Here is a 20,546-nt window from a genome sequence, read left to right as displayed (position 1 = left end):
CGTCCGGCGTCGGCAGGGCCCAAGGTCACCGCCGCGCGGGTACAACGCCTCGTGCTGAGCCTCGTCGTCGTCCCGGTGGCCATGGCGAGACCGCCGGGACGACCACGGCCAAGCTGACCATGCACCTGCTGCCAGGAATCCCCGCCGCCTGGCAGCAGATGCATGGTCGTCGGCCCGCGTCCCTGCCCGGGACGGCTAGTCGGCGCCGTAGAAGACCCGCTCCATCACCGCACGCGCGCGCCGGGCGACGCGGAGGTACAGCTCCTCCAGCTCCGGCCCCGTCCCGACGTCGCCCAGCAGGCGGGCGATCCCCGTCAGGGCGTGGCTGTCGTGCGGCAGCATGTCCACGCCGGCGCCCGTGGTGCGGCCCGACCACAGCACGATCGCCGACCGCAGCCGCGACGCGAGCCGCCAGGCCTCCAGGAGCACCTCGGCGTCGTCGTCGGTCAGGAGGCCCGCGTCGCGGGCGGCCTCCAGGGCGGCCACGGTGCCCGTGGTGCGCAGCCCGGGCACCTCGAACGCGTGCTGGAGCTGCAGGAGCTGGACGGTCCACTCGACGTCGGACACCCCGCCGCGGCCCAGCTTGAGGTGCCGGGCGGGGTCGGCGCCACGCGGCAGGCGCTCCGACTCGACGCGGGCCTTGATGCGGCGCACCTCGCGCAGGACGGCCTCACCGGGTCCGCCGTCCGGGTAGCGCAGCGGGTCGATCAGCGCCGTGAACCGTTCCCCGAGCGAGCGCCCGCCCTCGGCGCCCGGCCCCAGGTCCAGCGCCGCCGCCACGGCGCCCTCCTCGGGGCCGCCCGCAGCGACCACGCTCAGCGTGCCCGACAGTGCCCGCGCCCGCAGGAGCGCCTGCGCCTCCCACGGGGAGGACCAGCGTCCGTAGTACTCCACGTAGGAGTCGAAGGACCGCACCAGGGGGCCGTTGCGCCCCTCGGGGCGCAGGTCGGCGTCCACGGGCAGGCCCGGTTCGGGCCCCACGGCGGACAGGATGCGGCGCAGGTTCTTCGCCACGGTGAGGGCGTAGTCGTTCGCCTCCTTGTCCGGTGCGCCGCCCACGGCCTCGTAGACGAACATGACGTCGGCGTCCGACCCGTACCCGAGCTCCTGCCCGCCGAGCCGGCCCATCGCCACGATCAGCAGACGGGCGGGCTCGTCCCCGCGCGCGATGTGCCGGGCTCCGCGCGCCTCGTGCTCGGCGATGCGCAGCCCGCCTGCGAGCACCACGTCGGCGGCGTCCGAGATGGCCTTCGCCGCGCCGACCGGGCCGAGCGCCCCGAGCACCTCGGCCACGCCGGTGCGGGCCAGCTCGCGCCGCCGCAGCGCGCGCAGCGCGACCGTGGCCGCCTCCACCTCCTGGGCGCGCCCGAGCAGCGCGTCCGCCTCGGACGCGAGCCGCCGCACCCCGCGCGGCGCCAGCGACTCCGTCTCGGCGAGCCACCGCACCGACTCCGGGGAGCGCCCGATCGCGTCCGCGAGGTACCGCGACGAGGACAGCACCTGGGCCAGCCGGGACGCCGCCTCCGCCGAGTCGCGCAGCAGCCGCAGGTACCAGTGCGTGGAACCCAGCGTGTCCGACAGCTTGCGGAACGCGAGCAGCCCCTCGTCCGGGTCGGCGCCCTCGGCGAACCAGCCCAGCAGCACGGGCAGGAGCTGGCGCTGGATCGACGCGCGCCGTGAGACGCCGTCGGTCAGGGCCTGGACGTGCCGCATGGCCCCGGCCGGGTCGCGGTAGCCGATCGCCGCGAACCGGGCCATGGCGGCCTTCGGCGCGAGCGACGCCTCGCCCGTGGACAGTAGCGCGGTGGCCGGCAGGAGCGGGCGGTAGTAGACGGCCTCGTGCAGGTCGCGCACCTCGCGCCGCACGGCCCGCCACGTCTTGACCAGGTCGTCCGCACCGCCGACGCCGAGCCCCCGGGCGAGCCGGCGCAGGTCCGCCTCCGCCGTCGGCATGAGGTGCGTGCGGCGCAGCCGGAAGAGCTGGACCCGGTGCTCCAGCGCCCGCAGGAACCGGTAGCACTCCCCCATCCGGCGCGCGTGCTCGCGCCCCACGTAGCCGCCCTTCGACAACGCCTCGAGCGCGTCGAGCGTGGTGCGCGACCGGATGTCCTCGTCCGCGCGCCCGTGCACGAGCTGCAGGAGCTGCACCGTGAACTCGACGTCGCGCAGGCCGCCCTTGCCGAGCTTGATCTGCCGGTCCGCCTCGGCCACGGGCACGTTGTCCTCGACGCGCTTGCGCATGGCGCGGGCGTCCTCGACGAAGTTCGGGCGCTCCACGGCCTGCCACACCAGCGGCCCGACGGCGGCCGTGTACGCCTCCCCGAGCGCCAGGTCACCCGCGACGGGGCGCGCCTTGAGCAGCGCCTGGAACTCCCATGTCACGGCCCACCGCTCGTAGTACGCGACGTGGCTGGCCAGCGTCCGCACGAGCGGGCCCTGCTTGCCCTCGGGGCGCAGCGCGGCGTCGACCTGCCACAGGGCCGGCTCCGCCGACGCCCCGGAGCAGACCTGGGCCAGCCGCGTGGCCAGCCGGGTCGCGACGCGCAGGGCGTGGTCCTCGTCACAGGCGGGCGTGCCGTCGGGCAGCGTGCCCGGCTCGGCCACGTACACGACGTCCACGTCGGAGATGTAGTTCAGCTCCCGGCCGCCGGTCTTGCCCATGCCGAGCACGACCAGGCGGACTCCGGCGGCGTGGTCCTCCTCCTCGGAGCGGGCCACGGCCAGCGCGCCCTCCAGGGCCGCGGCCGCGAGGTCCGCGAGCGCCGCGGCCACGGCGGGCATGACGGCCGTCGGCTCGGGCGCGGTGACGTCGGTGGCGGCGATGCGCAGCAGCCGCGCCCGGTAGGCGCGTCGCAGGCGGTCCGTGTACGACGGCGGCGTGTCGGTGCCCGTCGTCACCGTCACCTCCGGGTGGGTGCCCGCGACGGGATCCGGGCTGTCGGGGTCCGCGTCGACGGCGCGGAGCAGCTCGGCGCGCACCTCCCGGGCGGGTACCCCGGTGCCCGGTGCCGGGTCGGCGAGGAGGTCGAGCAGGGCCGGGTGCCGGACCAGCTCGTCACCGAGCGCCGAGGACGCGCCGAGCACGCGCACCAGCCGGTCGCGGGGGGCCGGCCGGGGCGGGGCGTCGTCGTCGGCCGGGTCGCCGGGCTGGTCCAGCAGCCGTCGCAGCCGGTCGGGTGCGGCGGCCGCGAGGCGGACGAGCTGGAGGAGCGCGAGGTCGGGGTCGGCGACGGCGGCGAGCGAGCGCAGCAGGACGGCGTCGGCCGGGTCGAGCTCGACGGCGCCGCGGTCGGGGCCGGCGGCGCGGTCGGCGGCTGCCCGGGGCCGGCTGTCCAGGACGGTGACCAGGTCCGGGTCGCGCCACAGCGCGGCGGACCGGGTGAGGTCGGCGAACCCGGCCCGGATCAGGTGGGTCGTGAGGGTCTCGGGTCGGCGGCTCTGCACCCCCCGACCCTACGACGCGGGCGGGGGGTGCAGCACCCCTGTCAGAGCTGCAGGAAGCGCTTGAGCTCGAAGGGCGTGACCTGGGCGCTGTACGTCTCCCACTCCTCGCGCTTGTTGCGCAGGAAGTAGTCGAAGACGTGCTCGCCGAGCGTCTCGGCCACGAGCTCGGACTTCTCCATGAACTGGATGGCCTCGTCGAGGTCGCGCGGCAGCGGGGCGATGCCCAGGGCGCGGCGCTCGGCCGGGGTGAGCTCCCAGACGTCGTCCTCGGTGTGGTCCAGGAGGTCGTAGCCCTCCTCGATGCCCTTGAGGCCGGCCGCCAGGATCACGGCGAACGCCAGGTACGGGTTGGCCGCCGAGTCGAGCGCGCGGTACTCGATGCGCGCGGAGTTGCCCTTGCCCGGCTTGTACATGGGCACGCGGACCAGCGCGGAGCGGTTGTTGTGGCCCCAGCTCACGTAGCTCGGGGCCTCCTGCCCGCCCCAGAGCCGCTTGTAGCTGTTGACGTACTGGTTGGTGACGGCGGTGATCTCGCCGGCGTGCACCATGAGGCCCGCGATGAACTGGCGCGCCGTCTTGGACAGCTCGAACTGGGCGCCGGGCTCGTAGAACGCGTTGCGGTCGTCCTCGAAGAGCGACACGTGGGTGTGCATGCCGGAGCCGGGCTGGTCGGCCAGCGGCTTGGGCATGAAGGAGGCGAACACGCCCTGCTCGAGCGCCACCTCCTTGACCACGGTGCGGAACGTCATGAGGTTGTCCGCGGTGGTCAGCGCGTCGGCGTACCGCAGGTCGATCTCGTTCTGGCCGGGGCCGGCCTCGTGGTGGGAGAACTCGACCGAGATACCCATGGACTCCAGCATGGTGATCGCGGCACGGCGGAAGTCGTGTGTCGATCCGCGGGCCAGGTGGTCGAAGTACCCGCCCTGGTCCACCGGCTCCAGCTTCGGGTCGGCCTTGGTGAGCTGGTTGAACAGGTAGAACTCGACCTCGGGGTGCGTGTAGAAGGTGAACCCGCGGTCGCTCGCCTTGGCGAGGGTGCGCTTGAGCACGTTCCGGGAGTCGGCGAGCGACGGCTCGCCGTCCGGCGTCAGGATGTCGCAGAACATGCGCCCTGTGCCGTGCCGTTCGCCGCGCCACGGGAGCACCTGGAACGTGGTGGGGTCGGGCTTGGCGACCATGTCGGCCTCGAAGACCCGGGTGAGCCCCTCGATGGCGCTGCCGTCGAACCCGATGCCCTCGCTGAACGCCGACTCCAGCTCGGCGGGGGCCACGGCTACCGACTTCAGCACACCCAGCACGTCGGTGAACCAGAGCCGGATGAAGCGGATGTCGCGCTCCTCGACCGTGCGGAGCACGAACTCCTGCTGCCTGTCCATGGGCCCATCTTGCACTAAACCTGTTACAGGCGCGTGTACCGGGCATGGACGACCGGTCGTAGGCTTTCTTGCGGCACCGAGGCCGCCCGAACCACAGGAGGACCATGTCCGCGCACACCTCACCCACTCCGGGCCCCAAAAGGGTTCGTGTGCACCACCTGGCGGAGGCCAAGGCCCGCGGTGAGAAGCTCGCGATGCTCACCGCGTACGACGCCGTGACCGCCACGATCCTCGACGCCGCCGGCACGGACATGCTGCTGGTGGGCGACTCGATCGGGAACGTCATGCACGGGCACACGTCCACCATCCCGGTGACGGTCGACGACATGATCCCGGCCGCGCGTGCCGTGGCCCGCGCCGCCAGGCGCGCGTTCGTGGTGGTCGACCTGCCGTTCGGCTCGTACGAGGCCGGTCCGCAGCAGGCGCTGGAGACCGCGGTGCGCGTGTTCAAGGAGACCGGCGCGGACGCGGTCAAGCTGGAGGGCGGCGTGCGCTCGGCGGCGCAGATCCGGGCGCTGACCGACGCGGGCATCCCCGTCGTCGCCCACCTGGGGTACACGCCGCAGTCGGAGAACCTGCTGGGCGGGCCGCGCGTGCAGGGCCGCGGCGACGAGGCCGTCGAGCGGCTGGCCACCGACGCGCAGGCCGTCGAGGACGCCGGCGCCGTCGCCGTCGTCCTGGAGATGGTGCCCACCGACGTGGCCGCGCGGATCACCGAGATCGTGCGCATCCCGACCATCGGCATCGGCGCCGGGCCGCACTGCGACGGGCAGGTGCTGGTGTGGACCGACATGGCGGGCATGACGGCCTGGTCGCCCCGCTTCGCCCGGCGGTACGCCGAGCTGGGCGCGGTGCTGCAGCGGGCTGCGGAGGACTACGTCGCGGAGGTCAAGGACGCGTCCTTCCCGGACGCGGAGCACTCGTTCGACAAGTAGCTACTTCTTGCCCCAGTTCTCGTCGTCCTGCTCCCACGACTCGTTGCGCGAGCGTGCGCTCTCCAGCGCCCGCTCGGCCTCGGCGCGGGTGGCGTACGGGCCCATGAGGTGGGTCCAGGAGGAGCGCCGCCCCTCCTCGACCTCACCCGTCTCCGTGTTGTACCAGTACTGCTCGTGGTTGCTCATGAGACGATCCTGACATGAGCGACCTGGCGTTCGGCATCGACATCGGCGGTTCGGGGATCAAGGGGGCACCCGTCGACCTGACGGCCGGCGAGTACGCCGACAAGCGGACCCGGATCCCGACCCCGCGGCCGTCCACCCCGCAGGCGGTCGCCAGCGTGCTCGCGGAGCTCGTCGACGCCTACCACCTGCCCCAGGACGTGCCGATCGGCGTGGCGTTCCCCGCCCCGATGCAGCACGGCGTGGTGCGCTCCATGGCCAACCTGGACCAGTCGTGGACGGGCGTGGACCTGCCGGCGCTGGTGCACCGGGCGACCGGCCGGGAGGTCGTGGCCGTGAACGACGCCGACGCGGCCGGCATCGGGGAGGTGCGCTACGGCGCGGCCCGCGACGCCGACGGCGTGGTGCTGGTGGCGACCCTGGGCACGGGGATCGGCTCGGCGCTGGTGGTCGACGGCGTCCTCGTGCCGAACACCGAGCTGGGCCACCTGGAGATCGACGGGCACGACGCCGAGTCCCGCGCGGCGGACTCCGCACGCGAGCGCGAGGACCTGTCGTGGGAGCAGTGGGCCGAGCGCCTGCAGCGCTACTTCGGCGTGGTCGAGGATCTCCTGTCGCCCGACCTCATCGTCGTGGGCGGCGGAGTGAGCAAGCATCACGAGAAGTACCTGCCGCACCTGCACCTGCGTGCGCCGATCGTGCCGGCCCAGCTCCGGAACGCGGCGGGCATCGTCGGGGCCGCGGCCCTGGCCGCGGGTCGCTGACGTCCCGGCCGTCACCGACGGGCGGTCCGTCGCGGGCGGTGCCGCTCAGGCCTCCCGCACGGCCGGGTGCGCCTGCTGCGCGAAGAGCGCGTCGACGCCGAGCATCTCGATGACGCTCCGGACCACCGGCGGCGGCTCCGGGAGACTGACCGTCAGGCCCTCCCGCGTGCCGTAGGTGTACATCTGCATGAGGAACGCCACGCCGGTCGAGTCCATGAACGTGACGCGCGACGTGTCGATCACGACGGCCTTCGCCCGCTCGATGGCGTTGGCTATCGCGGCACTCGACTCGCCACGCAGGGAGACGTCGATCTCCCCCCACATGCTCACGACACTCGCGCGGGACTGTTCTTCGAACATGATCCCGCCCGTGCGCCCCCTGTTATCGAATTCCGTGTTGCTCACTTGCATCGCCCCTGTTCATTGCTCCCCGACATGGCCGCCGGAACGGGTCGCCCGACCCCCCGGGCAACTCTGGGAGATTGCAACGCCTTCGTCGCGATCACGGGAAGCCTACATCCGTGAAGATCGCAAGTGGAACAGTCGCGCTGGGTTACATTTCCCCCTCAGGACTGGTATAAGTTGGAGTTTCTCCATCCAAACCGGAACATTTCCACCGGGCAGACCGGACATATACCCGCCCAGTTGGACAATCGTTCAAGAAAAAGATTCACCAGATTCAATTGTCAGACGACCGATTTGGGCCGTCCGGACCCTCCGCCGCACGCGGATTGCGCATCGTCGGCGCGCTTTCCTTCTCCCATGCATCGAGCTGCATAGTGAGCGCCTTGGCGAGCTCGAACACCTGCTGCGGAGGAATGCGCACCCGGGACACGACCCGGCCCGGCACGGTAATCGACGTGACCTCACCCGAGTCGGGGTCCGAGACGGGGCTCGGCGGCTGCTTCACGGCGATGAAGTCCAGGATGAACGAGGTCGGCGTGTGCCAGACGGAGGCGAAGTCGGCGGGGACACCGGTCTCCATCTCGTCGGGGACGTCGATCTGGAACTCCTGGGGCAGCTCGTCGGACGACACTGGGGCTCCTCGATTGGCCGGGCGGTTCCCCGACCGTACCGTGGGGCCGGAGGCGACGACAGTGGAAACGGACTCCGAGGACATATGTGTCCGGCGTGTCGCACCGCCAGCGGAAAACAGGGCGCCTCACGGTCGCCCCGGGCACTAGAATCGCGCGTTCCCCTGCCACCCTCCTGGAGGTCCTCCCGTGCCTGCCGACGTGCCCGAGCTCGCCCAGGAGCGCGAGTTCCTCGCCGAGGCCCGTACCCAGCTCGGCCGGATGCGCGAACGCGTCGCCGCGCTCGACGGGCGCTACGCCGGCGACCCGGTGAGCGCCGACGTGCTGGAGGCCGCCCTCGCCCGCCGGATGGAGCAGCTCAGCGACGACCCGGAGATCCCGCTCTTCTTCGGCCGCATCACCGTGGGCGCGGACGTCACCACCGGGCACGACGACGAGATCTTCCACATCGGCCGGCGCCACGTCTCGGACCCCGACGGCGAGCCGATGGTCGTGGACTGGCGCGCACCCGTCAGCACCCCGTTCTACCGGGCCACGCCGAAGGAGCCGATGGGCATCACGGCCCGGCGCCGCTACGGCTTCGCCCGGGGCCACCTGACCGGTTTCGAGGACGAGACCCTGACGCACCCCGACGAGGCCGGGCCCGACGGCGGCACCGGCACCCGCTCGGAGATCCTCGAGGCCGAGATCGAGCGCCCCCGCACCGGGCCGATGCGCGACATCGTGGCCACCATCCAGCCCGAGCAGGATGTCATCGTCCGCATGCCGCTGGACCGCACGCTCGTGGTGCAGGGCGCGCCCGGCACCGGCAAGACGGCGGTCGGCCTGCACCGCGCGGCCTACCTTCTCTACGCCCACCGCGAGCAGCTCACCCGGCGCGGCGTGCTCGTCGTCGGGCCGAACAAGAGCTTCCTGCGGTACATCCGCGACGTGCTGCCCGCCCTGGGCGAGATCCACGCGACGCAGGCCACCATCGAGGAGGTGGTCGGCACGCACGCCCCGGTGCGGGCCACCGAGCCCGCCGACGTCGCGACCCTCAAGGGCGACGGCCGGATGGCCCGGGTGCTGCGCGCCGCCGTCTGGTCGCACGTCGGCACCCCGCAGGAGACGCTGGTGCTGCCGCGCGGATCCTTCCGCTGGCGCGTGCCGGCGTACGCGGCGCGGGAGGCGGTCGAGCAGGTCAGGGCGCGGGACGTGCGCTACTCGCTCGGCGCCGCCCAGCTCCGGCACGCGCTCGCGCACCGGGTGCTGGTGCAGATCGAGGAGTCCGGCGACGCCCTCGACGACAAGGCGTGGGACGTCCTGGCCCGCACCAAGCCGGTCCGGGACTACGCGGCGGCCGTGTGGCCCGCGGTCGAGCCGCGCAAGCTGCTGTTCCGCCTGCTGTCCGACCCGGAGTTCCTCGCGACGTGCGCACAGGACGTCCTGTCCGAGACCGAGCAGGGGCTCCTGGCCTGGGACCGGCCACCCCGCTCCCCCGGTGCCGCGCGCTGGACCACGGCGGACCTCGTGCTGCTCGACGAGATCGCCGACCTGCTGGACCGGACCGAGTCCGTGGCGCACATCGTCGTCGACGAGGCGCAGGACCTGTCCGCGATGATGCTGCGTGCGCTCGGGCGGCGTGCCGCGAACGGCTCGCTGACGGTGCTCGGCGACCTCGCCCAGGCGACCACCCCGTGGGCGTCGGCCGACTGGGCGGACGTGCTGCGCCATCTCGACAAGCCGGACGGTCACGTGGAGCAGCTCACCGCCGGGTTCCGCGTGCCGGCCGACGTGATCGAGCTCGCCGCCCGGCTCCTGCCGCGCATCGCGCCCGGCCTGGAGCCGCCGACCGCCGTCCGCCGCACCCGCGGACGGCTCGCCGTGACGACGACGCCGCTCGGCGAGGTGCTGGCCGACGTCGTGGCCCGCGAGGGCTCGGTCGGCCTGATCGTGCCCGACGCCGGCATGCCGCACGCCCGGACGGTGCTGACGGCCGCGGGGCTGACGTTCGCCGTCGTCGGCGAGCAGGACGACGCCCCGGACGACAGCACGGCCGACGACTCCGGATCCTCCGAGTTCGACGCGCACCTGGAGCTGGTGCCCGCCTCGCTGGCCAAGGGCCTCGAGTTCGACCACGTCGTGCTGCACGACCCGGCCGCCGTCGTGGCCGCCGAGCCGGACCGGGCGACGGGACTGCGCCGGCTCTACGTCTGCCTCACGCGCGCCGTCACGTCTCTCGTCGTGCGGCACGACGGGGACCTGCCGCCGGAGCTCGGACTCTGACCCGCGCTCCTCGGGCTGCGCTTGACCCTGTTCCCGGAACATAGTTTCCACTGGACCTGTCGCCGCACACCGCGGCCGACCTGACCGACCGGAACCAGGAGCGAACCGTGGCGTGGAGCACCCGGCAGATCGCCGACCTCGCGGGGACGACCGTCAATGCCGTGCGCCACTACCACGAGGCCGGCCTGCTGGAGGAGCCCGAGCGCCGGTCCAACGGGTACAAGCAGTACGGGGTGCCGCACCTGGTGCGGCTGCTGCAGATCCGCCGCCTGCGCGAGCTGGGCGTGCCGCTCGCCGAGATCGAGGCGATGGGCCGCGCCGACAAGGACCCGGCCGAGGCGCTCCGGGTGCTCGACGCCGAGCTCGAGGCCACCATCGAACGGCTGCAGCGCGCCCGCGCGGAGCTGGCCCTGATCCTGCGGGACCGGGCGCCCATCGACCTGCCCGCGACGTTCGGCTCCGTGTCCCGCCACCTGTCGGAGCAGGACCGGTCCCTGGTGACCATCTACTCGCAGCTCTACGACGAGAGCGCGCTCAGCGACCTGCGCGAGATGCTCGACGAGAACCCGCGCACGGAGGCGGACGACGAGTTCGACAACCTTCCCGCGGACGCCGACGCCGCCACGAAGCAGCGGCTGGCCGAGTACTTCGCACCGCAGATCCGGCAGCACCTCGACAAGTACCCCTGGCTCACCGACCCCGGTCCGAGGTCGACGAAGGGGGCCGCGACGCTCGAGCAGACGATGGTGGCGGCACTGCGGGAGGTCTACAACCTCGCCCAGCTCGATGTGCTGTACCGGGCTGACCTGATCATCAAGGGCATGACCGACGACCGGCTGGAAGCCGCCGACGAGGGGACGGACCGATGACCGAGCACGAGGCCACGCCGACGAACGAGGAGATGTCCCGGGAGCCGCTGCTCGCGGAGGACGTGCTGCTCCTGCTCTTCGACCCCCGGTCGGGCACGATCGCGGGCGAGGGCAACAACCTGTTCCACACCCTGGCCGGTGCGGTGCTCGTCGAGCTCGCGTCGGGCGGGTACGTCGACATCGACGCGCGCACCACGCTGCGCGGTCGCGAGGTCCGCGTGCTCGACGGCGCGGCGCCGTCCGACCCGCTGCTGCGCGGCACGTGGGACCGGATCGCCCGCAAGCCCACGGACGTCCACTCGCTGATCCTGGAGATCGGCCCGCGCCTGCGCCAGGAGGTGATCGACCGCGTCGTCGAGCGCGGGCACCTCGGCCGCGAGAAGCGCAAGGCCCTGGGCCTGATCACCACCACGGCCCTGGTCGACGGCGGCACGGGCCGCCGCGCCGAGCTGCTGGCCCCGATCCGGGCGGCCCTCGTGGACGGCGTGGACCCCGAACCACGCGTCGGCGCCCTGGCGGCGCTCCTGGCGGCGAGCGGCGGGCTGCCCGCCCTGTACAAGGACATCCCGTGGTCGGGCGCGGTCTACACCCGCGGCCGGGAGCTCCAGCGCGGGGACTGGGGCGCGGAGGCCGTGGGCGAGTCCGTGCGCCGCACCATGGCGGCGCTCATCGCCACGAACCTGTTCGTCGGGGTGTTCGTCGCGGGCAGCACGGCGAACGGCTGAACCCGGGCGTCAGTCGTCGAGGGGCTCACCGGTCGGGTCGTCGGCCAACAGCGCGTCGACGCCCGGCCCGCCGACCGGCTCCGCGGACCAGGCCGTCAGCCGCCACCCACCGTCAGGGTCGCCCTCGATCTCCACCAGGCCGGTGTTGGCCAGCGCCGTCCGCTCCGCGTGGTCGATGTCGACGCCCGCCACGCGCGCGGCGACCCACGCGCGGATCGCGGCGCCGTGCGAGACCACGACCACGCTGTCCCAGCCGCCCGCCGCGATCTTGGCCACCGCCTCGTCGTAACGGGCGAGGAACGCCCGCCCGTCGGGACCACCGGGCATGGCCCGATCGACGTCGCCCCGCGCCCACCCGAAGACGGTGTCGAGGTAGCGCATGTGGGCCTCGTGGGTGCTCGCCATCTCCAGGCCGCCCGCCTCGATCTCGCGCAGCCCCGCCAGCGACACCGGCTCGATGCCCCGCGCCCGCGCCAGGGGCTGGGCCGTCAGCGACGTGCGGACCAGCGACGAGACGGCGATCGCGTCGACCTGCCGGTCGCGGAACGCGTGCGGGACGGCCGCGGCCTGCCGCTCACCGAGCGGTGTCAGACCCGGGCCCGGGCTCGCGGTGTCGAGGAGCCCGTCCACGTTCGAGGGTGTCTGTCCGTGGCGCAGCAGCAGGAGTCGCATGGGGTGCATTCTCCCCGACGACCCGCGCCGCCGGGGAGCCCGAGGGGGTGCGACGATTTTCCGGACGGTGGTTCCCGCATCGTGTCCGTTCCGTTACTCTTGGGCGCTATGCGCGGGACGTGGACCCGACAGACACTCGCCGCGCTGGTGTAGTCCCCCCGTCGATCTGAAAGGTCCCCGCCTTCATGGATCCCCAGTCCTCCACGACGGCCCTGCGTGCCCGCGGTCGCCACCGGGCAGCACGTCGCCCGGCACTGCCCACCCTCACCCGTGCCGCCACCGGGCAGACCGCCGCCGTCGCCGGACGCGGTGCCGTGATCGCCGCCGCAGGTTCCGGGGTGCTGCTGTCGCTGATCGCGCCGCCCGCGCAGGCCGCGCCGGCCACGGAGCTCGGAGCCACGCTGACCGGCAGCCCCATGCAGGGCACCCTCAACTCGTCCGACCTCAACGCCCTGACGACGCAGGCCCGGGAGGCGGTCGCCGCGGCGAACGTCGTCGCCGTCGCGCCCACCGCGGAGCTGAAGGTCGAGAAGACGGCTGTCTCGGTGGTCTCCGCGAGCGAGAACGCGGAGTACCAGGCGGAGATCGCCGCACAGCGCGCCGAGGAGGAAGCCGCGCAGCGTCGTGCGTCGGTGGTCTCGATCGCCATGCGGTACCTCGGTGTGCCGTACGTGTGGGGCGGGACGACGCCCGCCGGGTTCGACTGCTCCGGGTTCACCTCCTACGTCTTCGCGCAGGTCGGCATCGACCTGCCCCGGACGTCCTCGTCGCAGCGGTACGCCGGGACCGTGGTGTCCTGGGCCGACGCGCTGCCGGGCGACCTCATCTGGACCCCGGGCCACATCGCGATCTACGCGGGTGACGGCATGCAGATCGAGGCGCCGGTGCCGGGCAAGAGCGTGCGCTACACGAGCATCTGGCAGTCCGGCCCCACGTTCATCCGCGTCGCCTGAGCCGGCGGGCGCCGTTCGCCGATCAGTTCCGGACGGCGCCCCGGTCTCTCTCTTCGACCGCACTCCATCGTGCTCGGAGAGGGAATCATGACCGCCACCTACACGTTCGACGTGTTTTCCAGCCTGGACGGTTTCGGCAGCGCCGGGGGTGACTGGACCGGGTACTGGGGCAAGCAGGGGCCCGAGCTGCTCGGCCACCGCCTCGCGCTGTACGAGCCGGAGCAGCGCATGGTGTTCGGGGCCACCACCTACCGGATGTTCGGGGAGATGGTGGCCGCCATCGCCGACCAGCCCGAGGTCGGCGACCCCTGGGTCACCCGGATGCTCGACCTGCCGGCCACGGTCGTGTCGAGCACGCTGGAGGACCCGCTCGACCGACGCGCGACGGTGGCCCGCGGCGACGCCGTCGACGTCGTGGCCCGGCTCAAGGAGGAGTCCGACGTGCCACTGCGTTCGCACGGCAGCCTCTCGCTGAACCGGGCACTGATGGCGGCGGGCCTCGTGGACCGGCTCCAGGTGACCCTCTTTCCCGTGGTCACCGGGCGGACCGGGGACGACCCGATCTTCCGCGGTGCCGCGGACTTCGACCTGGAGCTGCTCGAGCAGCGGACGCTCGACGGTCACGTCCAGGAGCTGGTCTACCGACCTACGCTGCACGGCTGACACGCTGAGCCGTGCCGGCGGTCGGCCGGGCCGCGCCGCCCTCAGGCCCTGTGCAGGACGAATCCGGCGTGGTGCAGCACACCCTCGTGGTACTGGCCGAAGGCCCAGAAGCCGGTGTCGTCGAGGTAGGTGATCCGGTCGCCGTCGAGCCAGAAGCTTCCGGTGTAGGCGTCACGGGTCGTGCCCCGCCTCTCGCTGTACCGGCCGTCGGCCGTCAGGTACTGGGTCATGTCGCGCCGCGGGTCGGTCCACGCGCCGAGCCGCGGGTCGTCCGGCGCGTGGCCGGTGCCGCGACGTCGGGTGGCCACGCCGTCACGCACCACGACCCGTCCGTCGACGACGACGGCGCGCAGGGCGCGGGGGTCGACGACGAGCATGCGGGTGATCCGGTGCGGGGCGACCGTGCCGTCGACCACCGCGAACGTGGCCGGCCGCCCCGGGCCGAGGTCGAAGGCGTCCGGGGCGGGCGGGCGGGGCGCGGCGAAGACGCTCTCGACGAGGAGCGGCACGACGGAGGCCCCGCGGCCGTCGATCACCAGGGGTTCGGCGGCCCCGTCCGCGGACGCGGCGATCAGCGGGCCGTCGGTGGCCAGGTCCTCCTGGACCGTCCGGGTGGGCGTGCGGTGGACGAGGGCGCCCGTGACGACGATGCGTGGTTGAGGCTCTGCGGGTGCGGGCATGTCGTCCACACTGCCGTGGCGGACGCCTCCGCACGAGGCAGCGGCTCTCCTGGGAGTGCCGCACCCAGGCACGCAGGCGGGTCAGGCCCGCACCCACAGGTCCTCGGGAGCGCGGCCCGGCCGGAATCCGAGGTGCTCCAGCATCGCGGCGGCCTCGGGGAAGTTCGCCGCGAGCGCGTCGGGAGTGTGCGCGTCGCTGCCGATGCTGACGGTCCGGCCGCCCTCCTCGGCCCACCACTGCGGGGTCCACGGCCAGAGCCGCCGGGTGTTCATCTCCAGGGCGCGGCCGCCGGCGGCGATCGACCGCATCGCCACCCGGAAGGGCTCCTCGAAGGCCCGCGGGTCGAACGGCCCGTGCACCTCGGCGGGCCAGGACCGGACCGCGTAGTCGATGTGGGTGAAGACCTCGAACGTGTCCGAGCCCCGCACCATGACGGGCACCTTCTCCAGGTACCGGTGCATGACGACGGCCGGGTCTGCTCCTGGAAGAGCCGGCTCGGTTCGGCGTGACCGCCGCCGAGATCGAGGGTGTGCAGCGACCCGAGCACCCGGTCGACCAGGTCCAGGTCGATGATCCGGGCCGCCTGGGCGTCGTTCAGGTGCGGCTGCCCGAACTCGACGCCCGTCCCGATGCGCAGCCCGGGGAACTCGTGCCGCATCCGGTCGACGGCGTCGAGGTAGCCGTCCGTGTCGAGCGGCTCGATGTCGACCAGGCCGGCGTCGTCGACGAGGTGACGCTGGTGCGGCATCAGGTCGTCGGGCTCGGCACGCCAGCTCCGCGGGATGTCCAGGTGCTCGGTGAAGAACAGGGCCGGCAGCCCGATCCGCACCGCGCGAGCGCACGTGGCGCGCATGCGCCCGACGGCGTGGGAGCGCGGGCCGCCGGTGTCCCAGGACCACTCGCTGTGCACGTGGCTGTCGGCGGGCAGGGTCATGGCGTACCGCCGCCGGGGACGGCGCATTGCGGGTCGGTGCACGTCATCGGTCCATCCTGCATGGTGGCGACGAAGGACCGGCACGGAGACCGTGCTGCACCGCGTCGCCAGGGGCCCTGGCGACCGCCCGTGAAAGAGTCGCGTGGTGACCCCCGCCTCACCCGTCGAAGACATCCAGGTCCTCCACCGCACCGGCCAGTGGTGCCCCGGCCGGCGCATCGGCGAGGTAGCCGCCTACGACGTTCGCATCCTGCCCGAGTACCAGGTGCGGGGACGGCCGACGGTCGACCGTTGCTACCTGCTGCTCGATCAGGGGGTACAGCTGACGAGGCCGGTGACGTTCGTGGGGCCGGTCGACGGCTGGTGGTACGTCGACCTGGTCGAGATCGAGACGACGGGGGCCGGACTGGTGGTCCACGACCTCTACGTCGACTTCCTGGTGCCGCCCGGCGCCGATCGCTACCACGTGCTGGACCTCGAGGAGCTGGGCGAGGCCCTCGACCAGGGTCGGATCACAGCCGCCCAGTGCTCCGCCACCCTCGGCAACACGCAACGCTTCATCGACCGGCACCTGCGCGCCGACGAGAGAGGTTCCGTCGGTCCTCCGCGCCAGTTTCCGCCGGCGAGCATCGCCGACCTCGAGCAGTTTCCCTGCTTCCTCGAATGACCCGTGCTCGAACAACCCCGGCCCGTTCTGCGCAGCACGGCAGCGCCGGGGGCGGGCGTTGAGCCCTCCGTCCGGTTCAGCGGCTGAGGTCCATGAGCGCCAGCAGCGCCTCACCGTAGGCATGCGCGGGATCCGGGTCCGCGAACACGCGGGTCTGCCCGAGCAGCTCGACCTCCACCTCGTAACCGTCGCCCTGACGCCGCAGCGCCCGGAACGTCGAGCGCAGGAGGCCGCGGAGCTGGTCCTCGCGGGGCAGCCACAGCGCGTCCTCGATCGCCACGGCGTCCAGCGCCCACTCGGTGGTGCCGTTGAAACCGAGGATGGTGCCCGTGGGGTACTCGTGCGCCTCGATGGTCATGGTGCTGACGGTGAAGACGTCTCCGGCGAGGTCGGGCGCCCGGACCTGGAACTGGTCACCGTCGGCCGGGGTCCAGACCAGGCCTGCGTCGCGGAGCCGGACGGCAAGGTCGGTGGAGATCATCGGTCCATTGTGGGACGAGCGACCGGCCCGTGGGTCGGTTGCTCCGGAGACCGTGCACGAACCGTGCCGGATCTCCGAGGAACGCACGCATCGTGACCACCGGCAGTGCGTCGTCGCAGCCGATCCGGGTGAGGGGCCGCCGGTTCTCCGGGGACGGGTCATGCCGTCATCGTGCCGCGTCACGACGACAGTCCGGGACCCGCGGCGAGACTCCCGCGGGCACGGGTGCGGCAGGATGTGCGGCGTGGGCAGCACAGCGAAGGACGCCGCACCGGCGGCTGCCGGCGGGAACCGGCTCGACAGGCGCGCCCTCAGCTACGACGTCGTGAGCCGGACGACCCCGGCGTCGGTGGCGTGGTCGCCGCCCGACGGATGGCGGGCCTACGAGCGCACCGTCACCCTCGGCTCCGGCGCGGATCTCTGGGAGGAGGTCTCGGCGGCGGTCCTCGCCTGGGGCGTCAAGACCCGCAGCGGGTTCGCCGTCGAGCCGTCGCCCGGGGCGGGGCGCGACGTCCGGCAGGGTGAGCGCTACTGGCTCGTGGCGCGGATCGGGCCCCTCCGCGTGCGCGAGCCGGTCGAGGTGGTCGCCACGGTGGCGACCGATCATCGCGCCGCGCTCGCCTACGGCACCTTGCAGGGCCATCCGGTCTCCGGCGAGGAGGCGTTCGTCGTGCACCGGGACGACGCCGGGACCGTGCGCCTGACGCTCCGTTCCCTGACCCGTGCCGGGCGCGGCCGGTGGCGTGCGCTCTTCCCGTTGATCCTGGTCGCGCAGCGGGTCTATCGACGCCGGTATCTCCGGGCGCTCCGGCGCGACGGCGCCGGAGGCGCGTGACGAGACGGTACGGTCAGGCGCCGACGGCGGACACGGCGTCCGCCACCGACGACGGTTCGGCGGCCTCACCGGACTCGTCGAACGTGGACTCGATCCAGTCGAGCAGCGCGGCGAGGCGTTCGCCGAGACCGGTGCCGGACGGCGTCAGCCCGTAGGTGACGGTCGGCGGGGCGGTCGGCTCGACCGTGCGCCAGACCAGGTCGTCCTGGACGAGGTTCCGCAGGGTCTGCGACAGCATCTTCTCGCTGATGCCCTCGATGCGATCGCGCAGCTCGTAGAACCGAAGGGGCCGCTCCCCCAGCCTGATCAGCACCCACACACCCCAGCGGCTGGTGACGTGATCGAGCACCTGCCGGGCCGCGCAGTCCGTGTGAAACACGTCACGCAGGCCCTCAGGCTCTGCGGACGCCTCCGTCTTTCCGTTCTCCACGTGTGGACCTTACCCCGAGGTATGCCCTTTCTTTCGGTAAGCCTGCTGCTTAGCGTCGCCCGGTACCCACGTCGAAAGGACAGTCATGATCGTCGTCACCGGGACGGGCAACATCGGTCGCCCGCTCATCGAGTCACTCGTCGCCGCAGGACAGGAGGTGACCGCCGTGTCACGCCGTCCGACGACCCTGCCGGACGGCGCCCGGCACGCATCCGGCGACCTCGCCGACCCGGCCGGCCTCGCGCCCGCCCTCGAGGGCGCCGACCGGATGTTCCTGATGGCTCCCGACCCGACCCTGCCGGTGGCCGAGCTCGTCCGGACCGCTCGATCCGCCGGGGTCGAACGGATCGTGCTGCTCTCCTCCCAGCGCGCCACGTCGCGGGGCGACGACCCGTTCCTGGCCGGCCTGGAACGGACCGTGACCACCGAGGCACCCGAGTGGACCGTCCTGCGTCCGGGCGGCTTCGCGTCCAACGCCCTGTTGTGGGCGGAGTCGGTCCGTTCGGCGCGGACGGTCCGCGCCCCGTTCGGCGACGTCCCGCTCCCGCCGATCGACCCCGCCGACATCGCCGCGGCCGCCGCGGCGGCCCTGCTGGAGGACGCTCACCTGGGCCGGCACTACACGCTCAACGGTCCCGAGGCCCTCACCCCGCGCGCCCAGACGGCCGCCATCGCGGCGGCACTCGGCGAGGAGGTCCGGTTCGTGGAGCAGAGCCGCGAGGAAGCCTTCGCCGAGCTGTCCCAGTTCTGGCCCCCGGCAGTCGTCGACAGGACCCTGGACGCGCTCGGTACGCCGACCGAGGACGAGCGGACGCCCTCTCCCGACACGGCGCTGGCCCTGGGCCGCAGCCCGCGGACGTTCGACGACTGGGTCGCGCGTCACGTCGGCGCCTTCAGCTAGGCCGACGCCCGTCTCGGTCGCACTCCACGGCCGAGACGGGCGCAGCGGGTGCAACCTCAGTGCCGGACCCGGCGGTCCACCACGACCCAGTTCGTCTCCCACGTCGCGCCGCCGTCGGCCGAGAACGCCTGCTCGAACCGCGCCTCGTCCTGGCTCACGCGGGTGATGAGGAAGCGCACCTTGATGGGGCGGTCACCAAGGTGGTCGTCGCCGTAGAACTCGCCGACGCCGTCGTGGAAGCCGCCGTAGACAGCCGGGGTCAGCAGGCCGTCGCGCATGTTCACGAAGGTGAGGCTCCACCGCTGCGCCTGCGGTTCGTACAGCCTCAGGTTGAGTGCGTCGATGCTGCCGGCCGGTCCCGAGACCGCGAACTCGACCACGTTGGCCCGCCCCTCGGAGAGCGGGCGCACGGTGCTGGTGCCGGAGAACCGGAGCCACTCGTCCGGAGACTCCGAGAGCGGGTCGGCGAGCACCCGCACGGACGAGCGCCAGGTGCCGATCTCCCAGTCGAAGTCGCGCTGCGGGTCGGTGGTCGTCGATGACACGGAGGCCGGCGCGGCGTCGCCCGATACCGCCGTCACGAACAACAGGGCGGCGGACAGGCCTACAGTCAGGATTCGTCGGTATGGAATCGTCATGGTTCGACTATTGAGCGGAGCATGGTCATGAACAAGAAGGCACCTGCGGGTAACCCCTCTCGTCCCAATCCGCTCCCTGGTTGCCCGATGGCCGCCGCGTTCACCGCGATCGGCGGCAAGTGGAAGCTGACCCTGATCTACTGGCTCGCCCACGGCGAGTCCCACTTCGCCGGCCTCCGCCGCCGCGGTGCACCCATCACGGCCAAGGTGCTCGCCGAGCAGCTCCGTGAGCTCGAGGCCGACGGGCTCGTCGAGCGTGTGGTGACGGGGCCTGTCCCGGCGCCCGTGATCTACCGGCTCACGCCGTACGGGACCACGGTGCTGCCCGTGGTCGAGGGCGTGCGGGTCTGGGGCGAGGCCCACCTGCGGCGCACCGACGGTGCGGTCGCGCCGGAGGGGGCGCTGAGCTGCGGCGACATGGTCGGCTAGGGTCACGCAGCCAGTCGTGCGTCCAGCACGAGGACCCCGTCGCCGGCCAGGTCGGCCAGCACCTCGCGCCGTCCTGCCATCGCCATCACCAGGGAGAGCAGCGGACCGCTCGCCGTGGGGCCGTCACCCGTCCGGAAGTCCGCGTCGGTGGCGATCAGGCGGAGCCCCTTGACCAGCGACCTGCTGTTCACGGCGAAGTCCCTGGTCGCGAAGAACCGGGCGACCATGAGCAGCCCCTCGGCGTCCGGCCGGTGTGCCAGGCCCAGCGGCCGGCGGATGTCCTCGGCGTGCACGAGCAGCCCGCCCAGCCCCGCCACGCTCTCCGTGCGCGGCAGCGCGATCGGGCCGACGGCGGCGTAACGCTCCAGCGTCTGCTCGGCCGAGTCCGCACGGAACTCCTCGAGGCGACGCTGGTTGTGCAGGTCCGCGTCGAAACGAGCGCCGGCCATGCTGCGCAGCCAACCCCAGAAGGTCGACGTGGAGGCGGCACCCAGGTGCGCGACGACGTCCTCGACGGTCCAGTCACCGCAGAGCGACCGCGAGCGCCACTGGGCCGGGGTGAGGGTGCGGAGGTCGTCGACCAGGGCGGCGTGCTCTCGTACCTGGATCAGGGAAGGGTGGGGCATGCGGGCAGTGTATGGACCAGGATGCTCGGTGTTGCTCGAAC

At 72.9% G+C, this 20,546-nt stretch carries 23 protein-coding genes; 11 read left to right on the top strand and 12 right to left on the bottom strand.

Annotation, left to right across the window (positions count from 1 at the left end):
* Window positions 1-195 precede the first annotated feature (195 nt).
* Entirely contained in the window at window positions 196-3,444 is a 3,249-nt protein-coding gene (locus ACIG47_RS15950) for a bifunctional [glutamine synthetase] adenylyltransferase/[glutamine synthetase]-adenylyl-L-tyrosine phosphorylase (RefSeq protein ID WP_397431940.1), read from the bottom strand.
* A 41-nt stretch (window positions 3,445-3,485) separates the two neighbouring features.
* On the bottom strand, window positions 3,486-4,820 hold the full coding sequence (locus tag ACIG47_RS15945) for a glutamine synthetase family protein (RefSeq protein ID WP_397412540.1): 1,335 nt from the start codon (window positions 4,818-4,820) through the stop codon (window positions 3,486-3,488).
* A gap of 104 nt (window positions 4,821-4,924) precedes the next feature.
* Between ACIG47_RS15945 and panB the strand changes: the two genes are divergently transcribed.
* On the top strand, window positions 4,925-5,755 hold the full coding sequence (gene panB / locus ACIG47_RS15940) for a 3-methyl-2-oxobutanoate hydroxymethyltransferase (protein WP_397431939.1): 831 nt from the start codon (window positions 4,925-4,927) through the stop codon (window positions 5,753-5,755).
* Here panB and ACIG47_RS15935 read toward each other — a convergent pair whose 3' ends face one another.
* A complete protein-coding gene (locus ACIG47_RS15935; RefSeq protein ID WP_397412536.1) occupies window positions 5,756-5,941 on the bottom strand; it encodes an SPOR domain-containing protein in 186 nt (61 codons plus the stop codon).
* A gap of 14 nt (window positions 5,942-5,955) precedes the next feature.
* On the opposite strand from ACIG47_RS15935, the gene ppgK reads away from it, so the two are divergent.
* A complete protein-coding gene (gene ppgK, locus ACIG47_RS15930; protein ID WP_397431937.1) occupies window positions 5,956-6,702 on the top strand; it encodes a polyphosphate--glucose phosphotransferase in 747 nt (248 codons plus the stop codon).
* Window positions 6,703-6,747: 45 nt separating this feature from the next.
* Here ppgK and ACIG47_RS15925 read toward each other — a convergent pair whose 3' ends face one another.
* Entirely contained in the window at window positions 6,748-7,062 is a 315-nt protein-coding gene (locus ACIG47_RS15925; protein WP_397431936.1) for an STAS domain-containing protein, read from the bottom strand.
* 319 nt (window positions 7,063-7,381) lie between these two features.
* Complete coding sequence (locus ACIG47_RS15920; RefSeq protein WP_397412530.1) at window positions 7,382-7,738, bottom strand: DUF3467 domain-containing protein; 357 nt, start codon at window positions 7,736-7,738, stop codon at window positions 7,382-7,384.
* 187 nt (window positions 7,739-7,925) lie between these two features.
* Here ACIG47_RS15920 and ACIG47_RS15915 point away from each other — a divergent pair, with 187 nt between their 5' ends.
* The 3 genes from ACIG47_RS15915 (at window position 7,926) to ACIG47_RS15905 (ending at window position 11,595) form a co-directional block, all read left to right on the top strand.
* Window positions 7,926-10,001, top strand: a complete 2,076-nt coding sequence (locus ACIG47_RS15915; RefSeq protein WP_397431935.1) for a HelD family protein — start codon at window positions 7,926-7,928, stop codon at window positions 9,999-10,001.
* A gap of 107 nt (window positions 10,002-10,108) precedes the next feature.
* Entirely contained in the window at window positions 10,109-10,870 is a 762-nt protein-coding gene (locus ACIG47_RS15910; RefSeq protein ID WP_397431933.1) for a MerR family transcriptional regulator, read from the top strand.
* Window positions 10,867-11,595, top strand: coding sequence for a GPP34 family phosphoprotein (locus ACIG47_RS15905; protein WP_397412524.1), 729 nt, complete (start codon window positions 10,867-10,869; stop codon window positions 11,593-11,595). Before ACIG47_RS15910 ends, ACIG47_RS15905 begins: the two co-directional genes overlap by 4 nt.
* 9 nt (window positions 11,596-11,604) lie before the next feature.
* On the opposite strand, the gene ACIG47_RS15900 is transcribed toward ACIG47_RS15905, so the two are convergent.
* Complete coding sequence (locus ACIG47_RS15900; protein ID WP_397431931.1) at window positions 11,605-12,267, bottom strand: histidine phosphatase family protein; 663 nt, start codon at window positions 12,265-12,267, stop codon at window positions 11,605-11,607.
* A gap of 185 nt (window positions 12,268-12,452) precedes the next feature.
* Between ACIG47_RS15900 and ACIG47_RS15895 the strand changes: the two genes are divergently transcribed.
* Both ACIG47_RS15895 and ACIG47_RS15890 read left to right on the top strand, forming a co-directional pair.
* Window positions 12,453-13,220 carry a C40 family peptidase gene (locus tag ACIG47_RS15895; protein WP_397412520.1) on the top strand — a complete coding sequence of 256 codons (768 nt, stop codon included), beginning with the start codon at window positions 12,453-12,455 and terminating at the stop codon, window positions 13,218-13,220.
* Window positions 13,221-13,307: 87 nt separating this feature from the next.
* Window positions 13,308-13,883 (top strand): dihydrofolate reductase family protein, encoded by a 576-nt coding sequence (locus ACIG47_RS15890; RefSeq protein WP_397431930.1) that lies wholly within the window; start codon window positions 13,308-13,310, stop codon window positions 13,881-13,883.
* Window positions 13,884-13,924: 41 nt separating this feature from the next.
* Here ACIG47_RS15890 and ACIG47_RS15885 read toward each other — a convergent pair whose 3' ends face one another.
* Both ACIG47_RS15885 and ACIG47_RS15880 read right to left on the bottom strand, forming a co-directional pair.
* Window positions 13,925-14,563, bottom strand: coding sequence for an Atu4866 domain-containing protein (locus tag ACIG47_RS15885; protein WP_397431928.1), 639 nt, complete (start codon window positions 14,561-14,563; stop codon window positions 13,925-13,927).
* 81 nt (window positions 14,564-14,644) lie between these two features.
* Window positions 14,645-15,025 (bottom strand): hypothetical protein, encoded by a 381-nt coding sequence (locus ACIG47_RS15880; RefSeq protein ID WP_397431927.1) that lies wholly within the window; start codon window positions 15,023-15,025, stop codon window positions 14,645-14,647.
* A 615-nt stretch (window positions 15,026-15,640) separates the two neighbouring features.
* Between ACIG47_RS15880 and ACIG47_RS15875 the strand changes: the two genes are divergently transcribed.
* Window positions 15,641-16,165 carry a hypothetical protein gene (locus tag ACIG47_RS15875; RefSeq protein ID WP_397431926.1) on the top strand — a complete coding sequence of 175 codons (525 nt, stop codon included), beginning with the start codon at window positions 15,641-15,643 and terminating at the stop codon, window positions 16,163-16,165.
* A 76-nt stretch (window positions 16,166-16,241) separates the two neighbouring features.
* Here the strand turns inward: ACIG47_RS15875 and ACIG47_RS15870 are convergent, their stop codons facing one another.
* On the bottom strand, window positions 16,242-16,646 hold the full coding sequence (locus ACIG47_RS15870) for a pilus assembly protein CpaE (RefSeq protein ID WP_397431925.1): 405 nt from the start codon (window positions 16,644-16,646) through the stop codon (window positions 16,242-16,244).
* A 244-nt stretch (window positions 16,647-16,890) separates the two neighbouring features.
* Between ACIG47_RS15870 and ACIG47_RS15865 the strand changes: the two genes are divergently transcribed.
* Complete coding sequence (locus tag ACIG47_RS15865) at window positions 16,891-17,481, top strand: DUF1990 family protein (RefSeq protein ID WP_397431924.1); 591 nt, start codon at window positions 16,891-16,893, stop codon at window positions 17,479-17,481.
* A gap of 13 nt (window positions 17,482-17,494) precedes the next feature.
* Here ACIG47_RS15865 and ACIG47_RS15860 read toward each other — a convergent pair whose 3' ends face one another.
* Window positions 17,495-17,911, bottom strand: coding sequence for a winged helix-turn-helix transcriptional regulator (locus ACIG47_RS15860; protein ID WP_397431923.1), 417 nt, complete (start codon window positions 17,909-17,911; stop codon window positions 17,495-17,497).
* Between the two features lie 85 nt (window positions 17,912-17,996).
* Between ACIG47_RS15860 and ACIG47_RS15855 the strand changes: the two genes are divergently transcribed.
* Complete coding sequence (locus tag ACIG47_RS15855; RefSeq protein WP_397431922.1) at window positions 17,997-18,812, top strand: NAD(P)H-binding protein; 816 nt, start codon at window positions 17,997-17,999, stop codon at window positions 18,810-18,812.
* A 56-nt stretch (window positions 18,813-18,868) separates the two neighbouring features.
* Here ACIG47_RS15855 and ACIG47_RS15850 read toward each other — a convergent pair whose 3' ends face one another.
* Window positions 18,869-19,450 carry a hypothetical protein gene (locus ACIG47_RS15850; RefSeq protein WP_397431921.1) on the bottom strand — a complete coding sequence of 194 codons (582 nt, stop codon included), beginning with the start codon at window positions 19,448-19,450 and terminating at the stop codon, window positions 18,869-18,871.
* An 87-nt stretch (window positions 19,451-19,537) separates the two neighbouring features.
* On the opposite strand from ACIG47_RS15850, the gene ACIG47_RS15845 reads away from it, so the two are divergent.
* Window positions 19,538-19,879 carry a winged helix-turn-helix transcriptional regulator gene (locus ACIG47_RS15845; protein ID WP_397431919.1) on the top strand — a complete coding sequence of 114 codons (342 nt, stop codon included), beginning with the start codon at window positions 19,538-19,540 and terminating at the stop codon, window positions 19,877-19,879.
* A 2-nt stretch (window positions 19,880-19,881) separates the two neighbouring features.
* Here the strand turns inward: ACIG47_RS15845 and ACIG47_RS15840 are convergent, their stop codons facing one another.
* Window positions 19,882-20,505 (bottom strand): maleylpyruvate isomerase family mycothiol-dependent enzyme, encoded by a 624-nt coding sequence (locus ACIG47_RS15840; RefSeq protein WP_397431918.1) that lies wholly within the window; start codon window positions 20,503-20,505, stop codon window positions 19,882-19,884.
* Window positions 20,506-20,546 lie beyond the last annotated feature (41 nt).

This window comes from Promicromonospora sp. NPDC052451 (assembly GCF_044547525.1).
Taxonomy (GTDB): Bacteria; Actinomycetota; Actinomycetes; order Actinomycetales; family Cellulomonadaceae; genus Promicromonospora.
The sequence above is the reverse complement of the archived record's forward strand: the minus strand, read 5'-3'. Positions and strand labels throughout refer to the sequence as shown.

Coding starts and splice junctions, on each gene's coding strand:
- ACIG47_RS15845 (WP_397431919.1), top strand. CDS start 19,538: ATGGCCGCCGCGTTCACCGCGATCGGCGGCAAGTGGAAGCTGACCCTG.
- ACIG47_RS15880 (WP_397431927.1), bottom strand. CDS start 15,025: ATGCACCGGTACCTGGAGAAGGTGCCCGTCATGGTGCGGGGCTCGGAC.
- ACIG47_RS15925 (WP_397431936.1), bottom strand. CDS start 7,062: ATGTTCGAAGAACAGTCCCGCGCGAGTGTCGTGAGCATGTGGGGGGAG.
- panB (WP_397431939.1), top strand. CDS start 4,925: ATGTCCGCGCACACCTCACCCACTCCGGGCCCCAAAAGGGTTCGTGTG.
- ACIG47_RS15840 (WP_397431918.1), bottom strand. CDS start 20,505: ATGCCCCACCCTTCCCTGATCCAGGTACGAGAGCACGCCGCCCTGGTC.
- ppgK (WP_397431937.1), top strand. CDS start 5,956: ATGAGCGACCTGGCGTTCGGCATCGACATCGGCGGTTCGGGGATCAAG.
- ACIG47_RS15850 (WP_397431921.1), bottom strand. CDS start 19,450: ATGACGATTCCATACCGACGAATCCTGACTGTAGGCCTGTCCGCCGCC.
- ACIG47_RS15935 (WP_397412536.1), bottom strand. CDS start 5,941: ATGAGCAACCACGAGCAGTACTGGTACAACACGGAGACGGGTGAGGTC.
- ACIG47_RS15885 (WP_397431928.1), bottom strand. CDS start 14,563: ATGCCCGCACCCGCAGAGCCTCAACCACGCATCGTCGTCACGGGCGCC.
- ACIG47_RS15895 (WP_397412520.1), top strand. CDS start 12,453: ATGGATCCCCAGTCCTCCACGACGGCCCTGCGTGCCCGCGGTCGCCAC.
- ACIG47_RS15870 (WP_397431925.1), bottom strand. CDS start 16,646: ATGATCTCCACCGACCTTGCCGTCCGGCTCCGCGACGCAGGCCTGGTC.
- ACIG47_RS15855 (WP_397431922.1), top strand. CDS start 17,997: ATGATCGTCGTCACCGGGACGGGCAACATCGGTCGCCCGCTCATCGAG.
- ACIG47_RS15900 (WP_397431931.1), bottom strand. CDS start 12,267: ATGCGACTCCTGCTGCTGCGCCACGGACAGACACCCTCGAACGTGGAC.
- ACIG47_RS15905 (WP_397412524.1), top strand. CDS start 10,867: ATGACCGAGCACGAGGCCACGCCGACGAACGAGGAGATGTCCCGGGAG.
- ACIG47_RS15890 (WP_397431930.1), top strand. CDS start 13,308: ATGACCGCCACCTACACGTTCGACGTGTTTTCCAGCCTGGACGGTTTC.
- ACIG47_RS15945 (WP_397412540.1), bottom strand. CDS start 4,820: ATGGACAGGCAGCAGGAGTTCGTGCTCCGCACGGTCGAGGAGCGCGAC.